16 protein-coding genes are annotated in these 17,463 nt (G+C 69.1%); 7 read left to right on the forward strand and 9 right to left on the reverse strand.

What is annotated here, in order from left to right:
* Positions 1-156 precede the first annotated feature (156 nt).
* The 5 genes from M5C96_RS22740 to M5C96_RS22760 all read left to right on the forward strand — a co-directional run bounded on the left by M5C96_RS22740 (position 157) and on the right by M5C96_RS22760 (position 6,830).
* A complete protein-coding gene (locus M5C96_RS22740; RefSeq protein ID WP_272565446.1) occupies positions 157-1,302 on the forward strand; it encodes a flagellar basal body P-ring protein FlgI in 1,146 nt (381 codons plus the stop codon).
* Between the two features lie 69 nt (positions 1,303-1,371).
* A complete protein-coding gene (flgJ, locus tag M5C96_RS22745) occupies positions 1,372-2,292 on the forward strand; it encodes a flagellar assembly peptidoglycan hydrolase FlgJ (RefSeq protein WP_272565447.1) in 921 nt (306 codons plus the stop codon).
* Between the two features lie 13 nt (positions 2,293-2,305).
* On the forward strand, positions 2,306-4,237 hold the full coding sequence (flgK, locus tag M5C96_RS22750) for a flagellar hook-associated protein FlgK (protein WP_272565448.1): 1,932 nt from the start codon (positions 2,306-2,308) through the stop codon (positions 4,235-4,237).
* Between the two features lie 18 nt (positions 4,238-4,255).
* Positions 4,256-5,542, forward strand: a complete 1,287-nt coding sequence (gene flgL / locus M5C96_RS22755) for a flagellar hook-associated protein FlgL (protein WP_272565449.1) — start codon at positions 4,256-4,258, stop codon at positions 5,540-5,542.
* 31 nt (positions 5,543-5,573) lie between these two features.
* Positions 5,574-6,830, forward strand: coding sequence for an HDOD domain-containing protein (locus M5C96_RS22760; protein WP_272565450.1), 1,257 nt, complete (start codon positions 5,574-5,576; stop codon positions 6,828-6,830).
* Between the two features lie 415 nt (positions 6,831-7,245).
* Here the strand turns inward: M5C96_RS22760 and M5C96_RS22765 are convergent, their stop codons facing one another.
* Both M5C96_RS22765 and M5C96_RS22770 read right to left on the reverse strand, forming a co-directional pair.
* Positions 7,246-8,331 carry an IS5 family transposase gene (locus M5C96_RS22765; RefSeq protein WP_272569558.1) on the reverse strand — a complete coding sequence of 362 codons (1,086 nt, stop codon included), beginning with the start codon at positions 8,329-8,331 and terminating at the stop codon, positions 7,246-7,248.
* A gap of 354 nt (positions 8,332-8,685) precedes the next feature.
* Complete coding sequence (locus M5C96_RS22770) at positions 8,686-9,585, reverse strand: LysR substrate-binding domain-containing protein (RefSeq protein WP_272565452.1); 900 nt, start codon at positions 9,583-9,585, stop codon at positions 8,686-8,688.
* A 110-nt stretch (positions 9,586-9,695) separates the two neighbouring features.
* Between M5C96_RS22770 and M5C96_RS22775 the strand changes: the two genes are divergently transcribed.
* On the forward strand, positions 9,696-10,094 hold the full coding sequence (locus tag M5C96_RS22775; RefSeq protein WP_272565453.1) for a tautomerase family protein: 399 nt from the start codon (positions 9,696-9,698) through the stop codon (positions 10,092-10,094).
* Positions 10,095-10,140: 46 nt separating this feature from the next.
* Here M5C96_RS22775 and M5C96_RS22780 read toward each other — a convergent pair whose 3' ends face one another.
* From M5C96_RS22780 to M5C96_RS22810, 7 genes are all read right to left on the reverse strand, one after another.
* Positions 10,141-10,404, reverse strand: coding sequence for a hypothetical protein (locus M5C96_RS22780; RefSeq protein ID WP_272565455.1), 264 nt, complete (start codon positions 10,402-10,404; stop codon positions 10,141-10,143).
* Positions 10,405-10,486: 82 nt separating this feature from the next.
* Positions 10,487-11,347, reverse strand: coding sequence for a DUF429 domain-containing protein (locus tag M5C96_RS22785; protein ID WP_272565456.1), 861 nt, complete (start codon positions 11,345-11,347; stop codon positions 10,487-10,489).
* A gap of 3 nt (positions 11,348-11,350) precedes the next feature.
* Positions 11,351-12,232 (reverse strand): DMT family transporter, encoded by an 882-nt coding sequence (locus tag M5C96_RS22790; protein WP_272565457.1) that lies wholly within the window; start codon positions 12,230-12,232, stop codon positions 11,351-11,353.
* 103 nt (positions 12,233-12,335) lie between these two features.
* Positions 12,336-12,758: a BLUF domain-containing protein gene (locus M5C96_RS22795; protein ID WP_272565458.1), complete on the reverse strand. Its 423-nt coding sequence runs from the start codon at positions 12,756-12,758 to the stop codon at positions 12,336-12,338.
* 1 nt (position 12,759) lies between these two features.
* Positions 12,760-13,485 carry a GTP cyclohydrolase I gene (gene folE, locus M5C96_RS22800; RefSeq protein WP_272565459.1) on the reverse strand — a complete coding sequence of 242 codons (726 nt, stop codon included), beginning with the start codon at positions 13,483-13,485 and terminating at the stop codon, positions 12,760-12,762.
* Between the two features lie 120 nt (positions 13,486-13,605).
* Complete coding sequence (gene clsB / locus M5C96_RS22805; RefSeq protein ID WP_272565461.1) at positions 13,606-14,826, reverse strand: cardiolipin synthase ClsB; 1,221 nt, start codon at positions 14,824-14,826, stop codon at positions 13,606-13,608.
* A gap of 20 nt (positions 14,827-14,846) precedes the next feature.
* Positions 14,847-15,587, reverse strand: a complete 741-nt coding sequence (locus M5C96_RS22810) for an endonuclease/exonuclease/phosphatase family protein (RefSeq protein ID WP_272565463.1) — start codon at positions 15,585-15,587, stop codon at positions 14,847-14,849.
* 130 nt (positions 15,588-15,717) lie between these two features.
* On the opposite strand from M5C96_RS22810, the gene M5C96_RS22815 reads away from it, so the two are divergent.
* On the forward strand, positions 15,718-17,457 hold the full coding sequence (locus tag M5C96_RS22815; protein ID WP_272565465.1) for a response regulator: 1,740 nt from the start codon (positions 15,718-15,720) through the stop codon (positions 17,455-17,457).
* Positions 17,458-17,463 lie beyond the last annotated feature (6 nt).

Below are 17,463 nucleotides of genomic sequence, written 5' to 3' on the forward strand. Positions count from 1 at the left end.
AGATTGCTATTATTTTCATAGCACAATGCCCTAGTGTTGATTGCACTGGCGGCATTTTTCGCTGGTATTCCCCCGGGGCCGGCCGCCCCAATTGACCGGTAATCCGGCATCTTTTTGGCCCATCCCGTGAAGCGGTCCGCTTTCACAATCGAGGCCATGAAAGCCCTGCCCTCTCCCCTGATTTCGCGCGCGTCGCGGCTCGTGTGGCTGCTGGCCGCCCTGGCCACCCTGTGCGCGGCGTTGCCCGCCCATGCCCTGCGCATCAAGGAAGTGGCGGCCGTGCAAGGCGTGCGCAGCAACCAGTTGACGGGCTACGGCCTCGTCGTGGGCCTTGACGGCACGGGCGACCAGACCACGCAGATGCCCTTCACCACGCAGGCGATGACGAACTACCTGCAGCAGATGGGCATCAGCCTGCCGCCCGGCACGGCGGCGCCCCAGCTCAAGAACGTGGCGACGGTGATCGTCACCGCCCAGCTGCCCGCCTTCGCCCAGCCCGGCCAGACCATCGACGTGAGCGTGTCCTCCATGGGCAACGCCAAGTCGCTCAAGGGCGGCACGCTGATCGCCACGCCGCTGCGCGGCGCCGACGGCGAGATCTACGCCATGGCGCAGGGCAACATGGTCGTGGGCGGTGCCGGGGCGTCTGCCGGCGGCAGCAAGGTGCAGATCAACCACCTGAGCGCCGGCCGCATTCCCGATGGCGCACAAGTGGAACGCTCGGTGCCCACCCCGCTGAACGACAGCGACACCATCACCCTGGGCCTGAACGCCTCGGACTTCCAGACCGCCCGCAAGGTGGCCCAGGCCATCAACGGCAAGCTGGGCAACGGCGCCGGCATCGCCACGGCGCTGGACGGCCGCACGGTGCAGGTGCGCGCCCCCCTGGACCCCGGCGCCCGGGTGAACTTCATCGCCGATCTGGAAGAACTCGCGGTGGCCGACTCCGTCCCCTCCGCCAAGGTCGTCATCAACGCCCGCACCGGCTCCATCGTGCTGAACCAGGCCGTGACGCTGGGCCCCTGCGCCATCGCGCACGGAAACCTGTCGATCACCATCAGTTCCACACCCGTCATCAGCCAGCCCAACCCGCTGTCGCAAGGGCAGACCGTGGTGGCGCAAAAGAGCGACATCACCGTCAAGCAGGAGCCGGGCAACATCATCCAGATGCCGCCGTCGCCGCAGCTGGCCGACGTGGTGCGCGCGCTCAACACCCTGGGCGCCACGCCGCAGGACCTGCTGGCCATCCTGCAGGCCATCAAGGCCGCGGGCGCCCTGAACGCCGAGCTGGAGGTCATCTGATGACCCAGGCCGCCACCTTGCCGTCCCTGCGCTCAGCGCGGCGGCGTCCGACCTGACGGGAGACCGCACATGGCCATGACCCTGCCCTCTGCCGCGACCACCACCGCCACCAACGCGCTGGCCGTCGATTCGCGCTCGCTCAACGCGCTCAAGTACGAGGCCGGTCAGAACAGCCCGCAGGCCGCCAAGGAAGCGGCCAAGCAGTTCGAATCGCTCTTCATGCGCGAGATGATCAAGAGCATGCGCGAGGCGACGATGAAGTCCGGCCTCATGGAAGGCGGCCAGGCTGACCTGGGCACCGACATGCTCGACCAGCAGCTGTCCATCCAGATGTCGGGCCGCCAGGGCGGGCTCTCGGAGGCCATCCAGCGCCAGCTGACGCGCCAGATCGGCGGCGGCGATGCCGGTGCCGGTGCCGAGCCCACGTTTTCGGTGCCCTCCACCTTGAGCCTGGGCGCCGCCAGCCAGCGCGCCGCCGCCGCCGTGGCGGCCGACCCGTCCGCCCCCGCGCCCAAGGGCCGCGAGAGCTTCGTGCAGCACCACCGCGATGCGGCCGAGCGCGTGGCCAAGGAAAGCGGCATTCCCGCCAGCTTCATGCTGGGCCAGGCCGGCCACGAGACCGGCTGGGGCAAGAGCGAGATCCGGAGCAAAGACGGCGACAACTCCTTCAACCTGTTCGGCATCAAGGCCGGCAAGGGCTGGACGGGCAAGGTCGCCGAGATCACCACCACCGAATACATCGGCGGCGTGCCGCGCAAGGTGACGGCGAAGTTCCGCGCCTACGACTCCTACGAAGACTCCTTCAAGGACTACGCCAAGCTCATCAACGACAACCCGCGCTACGAGAAGGCGCGCGAGAAGACGCATTCCGCCGTGGCCTACGCCACCGAACTGCAGAAGGCGGGCTACGCCACCGATCCCGAATACGCCAGCAAGCTGAGCCGGGCCATCAACAGCACCTTGCGCGTCTCGCCGCGCACGGCGGCGTGACGGAAAGCGCTCCATGAGCCTGCTCAACGTCGGCGCCCGCGCCCTGCTCGCCAACCAGGTGGCCCTGCAGACCGCGGGCCACAACATCGCCAACGTCAACACCGCCGGCTACTCGCGCCAGACGCTGTCGCTGCAGACCGTGCAGGGCCAGTTCACCGGCGGCGGCTACATCGGCCAGGGCGTGGACGTGCAGACCATCCTGCGCAACCACAACGAGCTGCTCACGCGGCAGGCCGCCGCGGCCAACGCCACCCAGGCGGCCGACCAGACGCGCGGCGAGCGCCTGTCGCAGATGCAGGACGTTTTCAGCGGCGGCACGAGCGGCCTGGGCGCCTCGATCACCGACATGCTGAACGCCCTGTCCGACGTGGTGGCGGCCCCGACCGACATCACCGCGCGCACGGTGGTGCTCACGCGCATGGACGAGACCGCCGGGCGCATGCGCTCCGCGGCCGACCGTCTGTCGGAGATCCAGTACACCGTCACCGAACAGCTCAACAGCAACGTCAACGCGATCAACAGCCTGGCCAGCCGCATGGCCGGCGTGAACGAGCAGATCGCGCGCGCCACCGGCAACGGCCAATCGCCCAACGACCTGCTGGACCAGCGCGACCAGATCATCCGCGAGATCAACCAGTACGTGCAGACCACGCAGGTGCAGGCCGACGACGGCACCGTGGGCCTGTTCGTCGCGGGCAGCCAGCCCCTGGTGCTGGGCTCCACCGCCACGCAGCTGTCCGTGGGCGAGGCCACGTCCTTTCCCGGCAGCGGGCAGACCAAGCTGTTCTTCAACCGCCCCGGCGTGGCACCGGTGGAGCTGGACGAGAACATGCTCGGCGGCGGCGAGGTCTCGGGCCTGCTGCGCTTCAACAACACCGATCTGGCCGAGGGCGTGAACCTGCTCGGCCGCATGGCGCAATCCATCGGCATGACGATGAACGCCCAGCACAAGCTGGGCCTCACGCTCGACGGACAGGCCGGCAAGGACCTGTTCTCGGTCCCCACCAGCATGCCCGGCTACACCAAGGGCACGGCCGTGGGCACCGTGTCGTTCAGCGACGCGACGAAGTTCGCCGCGTCCGACTATGAAGTGCGCTTCACCACGCCGCCGGCCGGCCAGGTGGTGCGCATGTCCGACGGCAAGGCCACCGCCTTCACCGACCTGACCGACCTGGCCAGCAAGCAGATCGACGGGCTGAACTTCAACATGACGGCCGCAGGCGCCACGGGCGAGCGCGTGCTCTTCAAGCCCTTCAGCACCACGGCCGCGAACATCCAGGCCAAGGTGCTGTCGCCCCGCGACCTGGCCGTGGCCAGCCCCGTCAACGCCGCCATGGGCAAGACCAACGGCGGGTCGATGCAGCTCACCAGCGTGCAGGCGACCTCCACGGGCTTCACCGCCCCTCCCATTCCGGCGGGCGTGAGCCTGAGCTTCGCCGCCGGCCCGCCCACCACCTACACGGTGACGGGCTCGACCACGCCGCCCTCGGGCACCGCGGGCCTGGCCTACACGCCGGGCCAGCCCATCAAGATCGACGGCTGGGAACTGACGCTCAAGGGCACGCCCAACACCGGCGACACCGTCACGGTGGGCAATGCGCTCGATCCGCAATACGGCGACACCTACACCCGCAACGCCGGCAACGCCTCCGCGATGAACGCGCTGCGCGACGTGAAGATGTTCGACGAATCCACCATGAGCGACGGCTACGCCGGCCTCATGGCGCAGGTGGGCACGCGCACGCAGAGCGCGCTGAACTCCGCCCAGCTGTCCACCACCATCGCGGGCAACCTCGAAAAGGACCGCACGGCCGTCTCGGGCGTGAACCTGGACGAAGAGGCCGCCAAGCTGATCCAATACCAGCAGGCCTACCAGGCCTCCGCGAAGGTCCTGCAGATCGCCCAGAGTATTTTCGACAGCCTGATCCAGACGATGGGCCGATAAACCGCGCCGGAGAAAGACATGGCCAACTTCTATCGCACCTCCACCGCCAACATGTACGACAACGCCCTGCGCAACCTGGGCACGCGGCAGACGGCGTTGTCCAACCTGCAGGAAAACCTCACCTCCGGCAAGCGCGTGGTGCGCGCCAGCGACGACCCGGTGGCCGCCGCGCAGGCAGAACGCGCGATGACCCGGCTGGCGCGCGTGCAGACCGACCAGCGCGCGCTGGAGAACCAGCGCAACTCCATCGCCCAGGCCGAATCGACCATGGGCGAAGCCGTGGACCTGGTGCAGGAGGCCCGCCAGCTCATCGTGAGCGCCGGTAACGGATCGCTCACGCCCAACGACCGCAAGACCATCGCCAACCAACTGCAGGGCCTTCGCGAGCAGCTGTCCTCCATGGTCAACCGCAAGGACAGCAACGGCATGCCGCTGCTGGGCGCCCTGGGCAGCGCGCTCACGCCGTTTCTCGGGCCGCAGTCCGGCAGCCCCGACTACACCTTCTCCGGCCTGCCCGGCCAGGGCTCGGGCACCGACAGTTCGCTGCCCCTGTCGCTGGACGGCGAATCGGCCTTCATGTTCGTGCCGCAGCGCGACGGCGCCTACAACGCCGCCGTCACCACCAGCTCGACCGACCACCTGCTGACCACCGACGGCATCAAGCCCACCGACACCAGCCTCATCACGGGCAACAACTACCAGATCGTCTTCAGCGGCGTAGGCCCGGGCGCCACGGCCGGCACCACCACGGCCACGTACACCATCACCAACACCACCACCGGCGTGTCGTCCGCGCCCGTGACGGTGCCCGACTTTCCGTCCGACAAGCCGGTGAGCATCGGCGTGACCGGCATCCCCGGCATGAGCTTCAACATCACCGGCACGCCCGTCAAGAAGGTCGATGGCACCTACAGCCTCTCGCCCGCCAACGGCGACAGCATCTCGCTGCAGCCCAGCGCCAGCATCTTCAGCACGCTGGACAGCGCCATCCGCGACATCGGCAACGCCACCACCAGCGGCGCGGCCTCGCAGGCCGTGGGCCAGGCCCTGAACAACATCGACATCGGCATGGAGCGCATGCACAACATGCGGGGCTACGCGGGCGAACTGCTCAACCGCGCCGACCGCATCACGGGCGACCAGGACAAGCGCGCCGTGCAGCTCGAAGCCGACCGTTCGCGCGCGGAGGATCTCGATATGATCAAGGGCATTTCCGACTTCCAGAACAACCAGGTCGGGTATGAAGCGGCCCTGAAGTCCTATGCCCAGGTGCAGAAGCTGTCCCTCTTCAACTACATCGGCTGAGCCCGCGCGGTAACGGCCGCCTTCGCATCCCATGGTCCAATCCGTTCTTGGCAGCCTTCTCCTCGGTTACCGCCCACTGTGGAACCAGGCGCGGCGCCTGGCAGCCGTGCAGCTCTATGTGCAAAGCGACGGCGCCGCTGTCGTGGATGCGCCCCACCTGCTGCGCACCTTGCAGGAACTGTGGAGCGCCAGCTCGCCCCCCCTGCTGCTGTCCCCGCAAACGCCGCAGCTGCTCACCGACCTGCTCACCCAGGCGCCGCGCGGCGCCCCCTGGATCGAAGTGCGCAACGAATGGCTGGGCGATCCGGCCTTGCTCGCCCAGGTGCAGGCCGCCCACCAGCGCGGCCTGAAACTCGTCTGGCGCGGCGAACTGCACCACCTGCCCGAACCCGCCGTGGCCGGCTGCTTCGACAACAGCCTGCTCACCCTCAGCGCCGCCGACGCCATGGCCGCGCTCAAGGCCACCGCCGCCGTGCCCCGCGCCGGATCGGGCGCCCCCCACGCCGCCGCAGGCCAGCAGCCGCAGCAGCCCAGCCCCGTGCTGGCCGGACAGATGTACGAGAACGTGGCCAGCCGCGCCCTCATGGAACACTGCCTGGACCGGCACAAGGCCCTGGCACTGGCCGGCTGGCCCGCAGAAGACGTGCTGTACGAACTGCGCCACCAGCCGCCCCAGCCCGGGCACGACACCGTGCTCAAGCTGATGAAGGCCATCGACGCCGAACAGTCGCTGGAGGCCTTCGAGCAGATCCTGGGCGAAGACCCGTTGCTCGCCTACCGCTTCATGGTCTATACCAACTCGGCCGCGCTGGGCCTGCGCACCGGCGTGGATTCGCTGCGGCGCGGCCTGGTGATGATGGGCTACGGCTCGCTCAAGCGCTGGCTGTCGGACCAACTGCCGCACGCCAGCACCGACCCCAACCTGCAGCCCATCCGCGAATCCATGGTGCTGCGCGCCCGCCTGACCGAGCGCCTGCTGGACGCCGGCGTGGAAAACGACCTGCGGCGCGAAATCTACCTGTGCGGCCTGCTCTCGCAGATGGACGACCTGCTGGGCGAACCCCTGGGCGCCATCCTGCGCCGCCTGCCTTTGTCCGAACGCATCTACGACGCCACCGTGCTGCACACCGGACCGTACGCGGCCAGCCTGGAGATGGCCTGCGCGCTGGAGACGGACAACGGCGCGGCGATCCGCCAACTGTGCGAAACGCACGAGATGGACCTGGAAGAGGTGAATCGGGGGTTGCTGCGGGTGCTGGCGGATCTGGATGTGAAGCGCGGGGGTTGAGATTCAATGCGCTTGGAGCGCTCGAGGAATGGTTTCGCGCTCTTCGTTAACAGGGTGCCGCCCATCCCGATCATTTAACGGCATTGATTCTTTCCGCCCAAGGCCTCTGCCGGCTGTTTCGCGCCCATCTCTGGCGTGGTGTGCGAGTGGTCGCACATTCCGGCCGTTGCCCCGATTAGCACCCAGGTAGTAGCCCCTCGTTGCGCACTGCATCGAGGCTGCGCAAGCCTGCTTTCTTTCATGCCGGCCCGATCAGAATAGCGCTTCTGGCTGACCATCCTGTGGGGAGCCTCTCACAACCCCATGTTTGACGAATCCGAATAGGGAGGAGTGGGCGCCAGTAGCCGTTTGAGCGTGATGAGGCCCAGCAACGGTCTGCGCCTGGGTGCATGAGGGGCCTTGCAGGCCCGGTGGCTCAGGCTTTCACCGTTTGCAGGCGCACTTGTGCCTTGCCAGTGGCGGGCTTGAAGAAAGCATCCACGCCCCGATGCAGGAACCAGGCCAGTCGCTTCATGTTGTAGCAGGCGGCCATCATCGTCATCCCCACCGTGGCGCGCGCCTGTCCGATGGTGCGCACGAACTTGCCCCCCAGGTGGCGGATACCGGCGAACACGTGCTCCACCTTGGCTCGTTTCTTTGCGATGCGCTGGTTGCGCCCCTTCTGGCATTCGCTCTGTGGTCGGCCCGCCTGCGCACGGCGCTGCATCGCATCCACGAATCCCAGCACTTTCAGCATCTGGCACCTTTGGCGGCTCGGGTAGGCTTTGTCCGCATGCACTGCCCGCCCGGTGTTGTGCATGTCCAGCACCTCATCGAAGTGGTGCCCGTCGTGCTCGCTGGCCGTGCCCGTGGCGAGGCGGCGGATGAAGCCGTGCTTGAGGTCCACGCTCACGCTGAGCTTGTAGCCGAAGTGGCTTTTGCCGTGCTTCTTCGTGTGCGTGGCCTCCACATCCTTTTGCCTGCGTCGCGCTTGGCTCCAGTCCGGCTGCCCGCCTTGTGCCAGCGTTCGCCGCTCCTGCTGGCCGATGTGCTGTCGGGGCGCGGGCACCAGCGTGGCATCAATGGCTTGCCCGCCCCGGGCGATGTAGCCGTGGCGCTGCAGTTGGGCATCCACCCCCTGGAACAAGGCCGTTGCCCCGCCCACGCCAAGGCGCTCGCCAAAGCGCCAGATCGTTTTGCGGTCCGGCACGTTCATCGCATCCTGCAACAGGCAAAACCGCTGGTAGCTCCCCCGGTCCAGCAACTGATACTCCATCTGCTCATCGGACAGGTTGTACAGCCGCTTCAACACCAGGATGCGCACCATCACCTCGGTGGGGTAGGCGGGCCGACCGCCCCGGCGGCCACCCCCGCGTTCGATCAAGGCATCCACCAGCCGGGCCAGTTCTGCGAAGTCGATGTGCCGCGCGATCACCTGCAGCGGATCGCCCACCTCATCTCTCTTGTGTTGGCGCGAGGCCTCAGCGAACAGGTCGAACTTCAGGGCGCTACGGGGAGTGATCATGGCAAAGGATGGAGCACGCATTCTCGATCAACAAGGGACCGGATGGGTTTTGAGAGGTTCCCGATGGAATGCCCAGATGCCTCAATCATTGGCTTTCACGACATCCAGGGTGATGCGCAGCCATGCGGAGGTCAATCTTCTGGTCACTGCATGCAGGGTCGATCCAAGAGACAACCTTTGCAGAACCAAGGCCCACTGCTGCCCAAGAGCCCTTGAAACGCAAAGGGCGGCCGGGGCCCGAGGGCTGTGCGGGCCGCCCTTCACCGATGGGAGCGAAAAGTGCCTCCAGCGCAATTAGAACCAAGGCATGCCGCTATATTTGTCATAGCAATCCGCACGAACGTGCGGGGATCAGCCAAAGCCCGCCGCCAGCACCCCGCGCGCCTCGCGCACGAAGTCCGACTCCCCGGCCCGGGGCGGCAGCAGATAAAAGCCCGCCTGCGGCAAGGCCGGCAGGCCGTGCGGCGCCGGCAGCACCCGCACGCCGGGGCACAGCGCCGACGCATTGAGGCAGGCCACGCCCAGGCCCGCCGCCAGCGCCGACTGGAGCCCCGCCACGCCCGAGGCCAGCAGCGCGATGCGGTAAGGCACCCGGCGGCGCTCCAGCAGCGCCACGGTGAACTGGTGCAGCGAACAGCTGTCGGGCAGCGCGAGCAGGCGCAGCGGCTCGCCCCTCACGCGCGTGACGCCGGGGGCGGCCATCCAGTGCAGGGCCTCCTGGCGCAGCAACGACGCCTTGGCCACGGGGGCCCTGGCGGCAGGCCGTGCGCGGGCCGCGCCAGCCGCCGTGCGCGCGGCGGGCAAGGCCATGGTCAGCCCCACGTCGAACTCGCCGCTGGCATAGCCCGCTTCGACCAGCCCGCTTTTCTGCACCGTGACCTGCAGCCGCACCTGCGGGTATTGCGCCTCCACGCGCGCCAGCAGGCCCGCCAGATCGGCCGGGCGGAAGTAATCGGTGACACCGAGCCGCAGCGTGCCCTGCAGCGCCACGCCGTGCAGGTCGCGCCAGGCCGCTTCGCTCAGCGCGAGCAGTTGGCGCGCATGGCCGAGCAGCCGCTCGCCCGCCGCCGTGGGCGCCACGCCGGCCTTGGAGCGCAGCAGCAGCGACTGGCCGGCCTGCTCTTCGAGCTTGCGCAACTGCTCGCTGACGGCCGACTGCGACAGGAAGACCCGCGGCGCGCCGGCCGTGAGGCTGCCCGCGTCGATCACGGCGGCGAAGGTGCGAAGCTGGTCGAGAGGGAAGGCATGCATGGTCCAGTGAATCCAACGGTAAAACCGATGGATGGTATCCATGAATCCCGCTTTTCAGGAAGGTGAATTCGGCGAAAAATCACGGCATCCCTTCAACGAGCACCCGCACCATGCCCCACATCGCCATCCACCTGTCCGGCCCCGCCGATATCGCCCTGGCCCGCCGCGCGACCGCGGCTGTCGCCGACATCACCCAGAACGTACTGGGCAAGGCCCTGCCCGTGATCGCCACCACGGTGCAGTTCATCGCGGCCGACCAATGGTTCATCGGGGGTGTCTCGCTGGCCGAGCTGGGCCAGACCGCCTTCCACCTGGACATCAGCATCACCGACGAGACCAACACAAAGGCGGAGAAGGCGCGCTACCTGCGCGAGATCCATGCCGCGTTCGCCGGCCTGCTGCCCAGCCTGCACGAGGTGAGCTACATCCACCTGATCGATGCCCGCGCGGCCGCCTACGGCTACGGCGGACGCAGCCAGGAATGGCGGCACCAGCAGGCCGGCGTGTAGCGGCGCAGGCTGGGCGCAGGTCCTGTCACGCCCTGCGGCGGCGCCGTCAGCGCATCGGGATGACGAACACCCGGCGGCGCGCCTCGCAGCCCGGGCCGTCGTAGGGCGTGCTGTCGCGCTCCCAGCCCGGCCCCGGCGACACCTGGGCGCAGACGCGCTTGCCGTCGACCTTGCTGCGCCAGAAGTACCACGGCGCGGGCGCGGCGCCCACAGCGCCGGCCAGGCATGCGGCCGCCAGCAGCGCGGCGCCGCAACGCAGGGCGAAGGCACCGGCCTGGCGGGTGCGGGAATCGGGCTGCGACGAGGTCATGGCGTGTCTTTGACATGGCTGTTGAGCATGGACGGGGCGCGGCCTGCGGCGCCGCCTCGTTGCCATTGTGAGGGCCCGGGCTTCAATCCACGGGCGCCGAGACGATCCACCCCTCCAGCGGGTCCAGCCCCGGCGGCAGGCCGTACAGCGCATCGCCCTGCCGGTGGCGCTGCTCCGCCCATGCGGCCTGCACCAGGCACAGCACGGCGTCCAGGCGGTCGCCGCTGGCGTCGTCCACCAGCGCATCGCGCTGCGCGTGCGTGAGCTTGAGCCGCAGCCCCAGCCGGGTGGCGCCGTTCTCCAGCGCCGTGACCAGGTCCTTGCGGGCGATGAGGCGGTCGGGCGTCTGCTTGGCGCGGTCGTCGCTCTTGTAGCTGCGCCGGGCCAGGATCTCGCGCGCCAGCAGGCCGGGGTAGGCCTCCAGCGCCACGCGGGCCGGATCGCCCGCATGCAGGCCGGGCAGGTGCACGCCGGCATCCAGCAGCAGCGGCACGCCCGCGTGCAGCATGTAGGCGACGGGCGGGTTGACCCATTTCATCGACGGGCTGGAGCCCGCCGGCCCGTCGGCGGCCCGGTGGGCGAACTTGGCCCCCGCCGGGCGCGCATCGCAGAACGCCGCGAAGGTGTCGCGGATCTGCGCGCGGCTCAGGCCCCGGTAGTGCTGCATGCTCGCGTGCCAGGTGAGCGGCCAGCCCAGGTGCGCCAGCAGCTCGCGCGGCAGGCCGAACGGCAGGTCGAACCCGCCCACCCACATGCGCGGCTCGGCCAGCCAGCGTCCGAAGCCCGCCAGCGTGTCGAAGGTCTCCAGGCCCGACAGCACCACCCGTGGCCCGGCCAGTTGCCCGCTGGCGACCACGATGGGTTTGCGCCGGCTGGGGCTGCTGGAGAAATCGCAGCCGATCAGCATCGGCAGCGGCGGCACGGCGCTGGCACCCGCATCCATGCCCTACCCCAGCGCCAGGGCGGTGACGCCCGCTGCGATCATCACCGCGCCCGCGATGCGCGCGGCCCGGTCGCCCTCGCCCAGCAGGTGGCCGCCGATGAGGGCGGCGAACAGCATCGACACCTCGCGCGCCGGCGCCACGTGCGACAGCGGGGCCTCCTGCATGGCGTACAACACCAGCACGTAGGCCACCGGGCTCACCGCCGCCACCAGCAGGGCGAAGCGCCACTGCACGCGCCAGAGCACGCGCGCGGCCGGCAGGTCGCGCAGCACCACGGGCGCGAGCACCACCACCCGCACGAAGTTGCCCATGTAGTCCACGAGGATGGGCGACATGCGCAGCACCTTCACCGCATAGCCGTCCACCACCGTGTAGCTGGCGATGAACGCGCCGGTGAGCACGCCGTAGCGGATGCCTGCATGCACCCGCTGCCGCGCGGCCGGGTCGTGCGCGGCGCGCAGCAGCGCGGGGCCGCCGGCGATGAGGAACACCCCGCCCACCACGCCCGCGATGCCCAGGCCCCCGAGCAGCGAGATCTGCTCGCCCAGGAACGTGATGGCGACGAGCGACGACATCAGCGGCCCTGAGCCGCGCGCAAGCGGGTACACCACGGTCAGGTCGGCCTGGCGGTAGCCGCGCAGCAAGATCACGTAGTACGCCACGTGCAGCAGCCCGCTGGCCACGACGAAGCCCCATTCCTTGGCACCCCATTCGGGCACGGCATCGCGCCCGAGCCACCAGCCCAGCGGCGCCCAGCCCAGCATCATCAGCACCGAGGTGAAGAAGGCAAAGCGTGAATCGCCGCCCGCTTTCTTGGCCGCGATGTTCCAGCATGCGTGGATGAGCCCGGCCAGCAGGATGAGCGCGAAGGCGTTGAAGGTCACGGTGCTGAAACGGGGGAGAGGAAGCCTGAATGCAGAAGGCCGCAGCGCATGGCGCCTGCGGCCTCGGGGGGACGGGTGAGGGACCGGGGGGAAGCAGGCCCGCCTAGGCGCGGCCGATGATGGACGCCGTGGCCATCAGTTCTTCCAGCAGCGCGAACGACACGCGGCCCGACACCGAGTACGGGTCCAGCTCGGGCTTTTCGGAGTATTTGAGCAAGATGGAGTGGTTGATGCGGGTCAGGTTGACCTGGCCCATGGTCCAGCCGCCGAAGCGGCGCTCGTGGATCTCCTCGAAGTGCAGCAGCTCCACGTCCTTGTGCCGCGGGTCCTTCTGGATGTGGCCGTACAGGGCGCTCACCGCGGAGCGGCCGCCCTCGATCGCCTGCAGGAACACGCCCCCGCCGTAGCAGAGCACGCCGGTGATGCCGCAGGTGGGGTTGTGCTGGCGCGACTGGCTGAGGATGGCTTCGATGGCGTCGGGCGAGGTGTCCACGGCGCGGCTGGCGTAAAGCAGTCGGACGAGCATGTCAGTTCCTTCCGGGAATGAGCGAGAGGAATTCGCGGCGCAGGGCCGGGTCCTTGAGGAACACGCCGCGCATGACGGAGTTGAGCATCTTGCTGTCCATCTCGCGCACGCCGCGCCAGGACATGCAGAAGTGGCTGGCCTCCATCACGATGGCCAGGCCGTCGGGCTGGGTCTTTTCCATAATGAGGTCGGCCAGTTGCACCACGGCCTCTTCCTGGATCTGGGGGCGGCCCATGACCCAGTCCACCAGCCGCGCGTATTTGGACAGGCCGATGACGTTGGTGTGCTCGTTGGGCAGCACGCCGATCCAGATCTTGCCCATCACGGGGCAGAAGTGGTGGCTGCAGGCGCTGCGCACGGTGATCGGGCCGACGATCATCAGCTCGTTCAGGTGCTCGGCGTTCGGGAACTCGGTGATGGCCGGCTGCTGCGCGTAGCGGCCCTTGAAGACCTCGTTGAGGTACATCTTGGCCACGCGCCGCGCGGTGTTCTGGGTGTTGTGGTCGGTCGCCGTGTCGATGACCAGGCTGTCGAGCACGCCCTGCATCTTGGCCTCGACCTCGTCGAGCAGCAGTTCCAGCTCGCCGGGCTCGATGAACTCGGCAATGTTGTCGTTCGCATTGAAGCGCTTGCGTGCCGCGGCCAGCCGTTCGCGGATTTTGACGGAAACGGGCGTGCCCTCTTCGGGCGGCGCGTCGTTCGATTCGGCGGCGAGTTGTCTGAACATGGGCGGCATCGTACCAGCGAATGCCCGCCCCGGCTTGCCGAGTGTTTTTGGCCCCCAGCGCATATTCCTCTAGGGCATATAGCTATAAAAATAATAGCGTCAAACCCAAGCCGCACCGGCTCAGTAGCGGTTGCCGGTCACCCAGAGCGCGGCGCGCATGATGGCGAAGGCGATGCGGTCCAGCGCGCGCTGGCGCCAGGGGCGCTCGGCGTAGGCGCGCGGGTCCATGCGCTGGCCGGCATGCTCCATGGCGTGCACCAGGCGTTCGCGCAGGTCGGCGGCGAAGCCCGCGTCCTCGATCACCACGTTGGCCTCGCGCGCCAGCAGCAGCGACAGCGGGTCGAGGTTGGACGAGCCCACGGTGGCCCAGGGGTGTTCGCCCAGCGCATCGACCACCGCCACCTTGGCGTGCAGGAAGCTGGGCGAATATTCGTGGATCTCCACGCCGGCCTTCAGCAGCGCGCCGTACACGGGCCGGGCCGCGTGGTACTGCATGAAGTATTCGTAGCGCCCCTGGAGCAGCAGGCGCACGCGCACGCCACGGCGCGCGGCCAGCACCAGCGCGCGGCGCAGCTTGCCGCCGGGCACGAAGTAGGCGTTGGCGATGATGATCTCGTGCCGCGCGTTGGCGATGGCGCGGCGGTAGGCGCGTTCGATGCGGCTGCGGTTGCGCAGGTTGTCGCGCAGCACCAGCGCGGCCCGCATGCGGGGGCCCGCGTCGTCCGCATCCTCCTGCGCGCGCCGGGCCTGTGCGGCTGCGCGCAGGTCGCGCAGCGCATCGGCCAAACGGTGGCGGCGCGCGTCGCGCACCGCCTTGAGCCGCCACCACACGTGCTGCATGGCCTCGTCGGCCTGCTCCACCAGCCGGCCCTCGGCACGCACCGCGAAATCGAAGCGCGGGGCTTCCAGCACGCCGTGGTTGGGGTCGTGCAGGTCGTCCAGCACGTTGATGCCGCCGCAAAACAGCACGCAGCCATCCACCACGCACAGCTTGCGGTGCAGCCGGCGCCAGCGGTGGGGCAGCAGCATGCCCAGCGTGCCGACCGGCGAATACACCTGCATCTGCACGCCCGCGGCCTGGAACCGCTCGGGCCACGGGCCGGGCAGCGAGCCGGTGCCCACGCCGTCCACCACCAGATGCACGCGCACGCCGCGTTCGGCCGCGCGCACCAGCGCCTCGGCAATGCCGGCGCCCGTGCCGGTGCAGTCGAAGATGTAGGTCTCGAACTGGATGTCGGACGTGGCGGTGTCCATGTCGGCCACGAGGGCCGCGAACAGCTCCTCGGACCCCTGCAGCAAGCGGACGCGGTGGTCCGCGCCGAGCACGGCGGCATGCGACATGGCTCAAAGCCCCCCGCGGCTCACAGGCGGAACTCGGCGATGAGCGGCAGGTGGTCCGACATGCGCCACCAGATGCGCCCGCGCGGCACGTGCAGGCCGAGCGGCGTGAGCCCGCGCACGTAGACGTGGTCGAGCTGCACCATGGGCAGGCGGGCCGGGTAGGTGAAGGTGCGGGGCGCCTCCTCGTACTCGTACAGCCCGCAGGCCGCCAGCGCGCGCTTGACCTGCAGGCCCCAGTCATTGAAATCGCCGGCCACCACCAGCGGCTCGTCCGGCGGCACCTCGCGGGCCACGAAGCGCTGCAGTTGCGCCACCTGGCGCACGCGGCTGCCGGGGATCAGACCCAGGTGCACCACGATGGCATGCACGCGGCGGCCGTGGATCTCGACCTCGACATGCAGCAGTCCGCGCTGCTCGAAGCGGTGGTCGGAGATGTCCTCGTGCCGGTGCCCGATCACCGGCCAGCGCGACAGCAACGCGTTGCCGTGCTCGCCGTGGCGGGTGACGGCGTTGGTGCGGTACACCGCCTCGTAGCCCTCGGGCGCCAGGAACTCGGCCTGGGGCATGTCGGGCCAGCGCTGGAAGTACTGCTGTTCGCGGCGGTGCATCTTGCGCACCTCCTGCAGGCAAACGATGTCGGCGTCGAGCTGCTCGACGGCATGGCCCAGGTTGTGGATCTCGAGGCGGCGGGCCGGGCCCAGGCCCTGCACCCCCTTGTGGATGTTGTAGGTGGCGACGCGCAGGATGTCGGAGGGGTCCATGGCGCGATTGTGTCGCAGCCGCGCGTCGTTCCGGTGTCAGCCGGCGGGAAGGGCCTTTTTTCCACCCTCTGGCCGGCGCCGTGCGCCCTACACTGTGCTCTTTGCTCACCGGGACGCGCGCCGCACCGCCATGGCCACCGCCAAAGAACCAGACTCCACGGAATCCCAGGCGCTGGTGATCGACAGCAACGCGACCTCGCGCAGCATCCTGGTGGCGCAGTTGCGCGAATACGGCATCCACCGCGTGGTGCAGTGCAGCAGGGTGCAGGACGCACGCAGCCGGCTGGAGCACACCGTGTTCGACTACGTGCTGTGCGAGCAGTATTTCGCCGAATCCGGGCAGTCCGGCCAGACGCTGCTGGACGATCTTCGGCGCGCCCAGATGCTGCCGTTTTCCACCGTGTTCTTCATGGTCACCGCCGAGGCCTCCTACGCCGCGGTGGCCGAGGCGGCCGAATCCGCGCTGGACGGCTACCTGCTCAAGCCCTTCACGCCCAGCGCGCTGTTCGAGCGGCTGGGCCTGGCGCGCCTGCGCAAGACCCACCTGCGCCCCATCTTCGATGCCATCGGGCGGGAGGACTTCGAGGCCGCCGCCCAGCTGTGCGTGGAACGCTTCGAGGCGCGCAAGCCCTACTGGCTGTATGCCGCGCGCATCGGCACCGAGCTGCTGCTGCGCCTGGCGCGGCACGACGAGGCCCGCACCCTGTTCGAGGCGGTGATCGAGGCGCGCGCCCTGCCCTGGGCCAAGCTGGGGGTGGCGCGGGCGCAGATCGAATCCGGCCAGGCGCCGCGGGCCATCACCACCTTGCAGGGCCTGATCGGGGAGGACGCCTCGTTCGCCGACGCGTATGACGTGCTCGGGCGCGCGCAGGTCGAGATGGGCAATTTCGAGGACGCCATGGCCACCTACCGCACGGCCAGCGGCCTCACGCCGGACTCGGTGGTGCGGCTGCAAAAGCTCGGCATGATGGCCCACTACATGGGCGACCGCGAAACGGCGGCCAAGGCCCTGTCGCGCGCCGCGGTGCTGGGCATCGACTCCAAGCTGTTCGACTACCAGTCGCTGGTGCTGCTGGCCTTCGCGCACTTCACGGGCAACGACCGCAAGGGCCTGGAGCGCTGCATGGCCGACTTCGTGCGCATCCTGGAGCGCCATGGCGACAGCCGCCGCGTGCAGCGCTTCAGCGAAATCGTGGCGGCGCTGCAGCAGATCCAGCAGCGCCAGTTCGCCCAGGCCGTGGCGGGGGTGCGCGCCATGGCGCGCGAGATCGGCATCGGCGAATTCGACTACGAAGCCGCCTGCAACCTGAGCAGCCTGCTGGCCGTGCTGGCCGCCACCTCCATCGATCTGCAGGAGGGTCCGGCCTGGGTCACCGCCATCGGCATGCGCTACGCCAACACGCGCGGCCTGTGCGAGCTGATGGCCAATGCCTGCCTGGTCCACCCCGACTACTCGGACATCGTGCGCGGCTGCCTGCTGCAGATCAACAAGGCCGCCGAGAATGCGGTGGCGCTCAGCCTGTCGGGCGACCCCGGCGGCGCGGTGGCGCAGCTCCTGGACGCCGCCGGCACCACGCTCAACACCAAGCTGCTGGACCTGGCGCAGCAGATGCTGACCCGGCACGCCGCCCGCATCGACGACGCTGCGGCGCGGCAGGCGGCCATCGACGCCCTGCGCTCGCGCTGCGGCCCGACCACGCCGCGCGCCGTGCTGGGCCAGGCCACCGAAAGAAAGCCGGGCGAGCTGGTGCTGCGCACGTCCAGCGCCGCCAGCACGCCCGCCGCCACGCCCGCCTCGCCTTCGTCACCCTCCTCGCCACTGCCCGAACCGGCCGATCTCGCGGCGGTGCTGCGCCTGCGGCCGATGTAGCGCTGG

The organism is Acidovorax sp. GBBC 1281 (assembly GCF_028473645.1).
Taxonomy (GTDB): domain Bacteria; phylum Pseudomonadota; class Gammaproteobacteria; order Burkholderiales; family Burkholderiaceae_C; genus Paracidovorax.

Coding starts and splice junctions, on each gene's coding strand:
- M5C96_RS22740 (WP_272565446.1), top strand. CDS start 157: ATGAAAGCCCTGCCCTCTCCCCTGATTTCGCGCGCGTCGCGGCTCGTG.
- flgJ (WP_272565447.1), top strand. CDS start 1,372: ATGGCCATGACCCTGCCCTCTGCCGCGACCACCACCGCCACCAACGCG.
- flgK (WP_272565448.1), top strand. CDS start 2,306: ATGAGCCTGCTCAACGTCGGCGCCCGCGCCCTGCTCGCCAACCAGGTG.
- flgL (WP_272565449.1), top strand. CDS start 4,256: ATGGCCAACTTCTATCGCACCTCCACCGCCAACATGTACGACAACGCC.
- M5C96_RS22760 (WP_272565450.1), top strand. CDS start 5,574: ATGGTCCAATCCGTTCTTGGCAGCCTTCTCCTCGGTTACCGCCCACTG.
- M5C96_RS22770 (WP_272565452.1), bottom strand. CDS start 9,585: ATGCATGCCTTCCCTCTCGACCAGCTTCGCACCTTCGCCGCCGTGATC.
- M5C96_RS22775 (WP_272565453.1), top strand. CDS start 9,696: ATGCCCCACATCGCCATCCACCTGTCCGGCCCCGCCGATATCGCCCTG.
- M5C96_RS22780 (WP_272565455.1), bottom strand. CDS start 10,404: ATGACCTCGTCGCAGCCCGATTCCCGCACCCGCCAGGCCGGTGCCTTC.
- M5C96_RS22785 (WP_272565456.1), bottom strand. CDS start 11,347: ATGGATGCGGGTGCCAGCGCCGTGCCGCCGCTGCCGATGCTGATCGGC.
- M5C96_RS22795 (WP_272565458.1), bottom strand. CDS start 12,758: ATGCTCGTCCGACTGCTTTACGCCAGCCGCGCCGTGGACACCTCGCCC.
- folE (WP_272565459.1), bottom strand. CDS start 13,485: ATGTTCAGACAACTCGCCGCCGAATCGAACGACGCGCCGCCCGAAGAG.
- clsB (WP_272565461.1), bottom strand. CDS start 14,826: ATGTCGCATGCCGCCGTGCTCGGCGCGGACCACCGCGTCCGCTTGCTG.
- M5C96_RS22810 (WP_272565463.1), bottom strand. CDS start 15,587: ATGGACCCCTCCGACATCCTGCGCGTCGCCACCTACAACATCCACAAG.
- M5C96_RS22815 (WP_272565465.1), top strand. CDS start 15,718: ATGGCCACCGCCAAAGAACCAGACTCCACGGAATCCCAGGCGCTGGTG.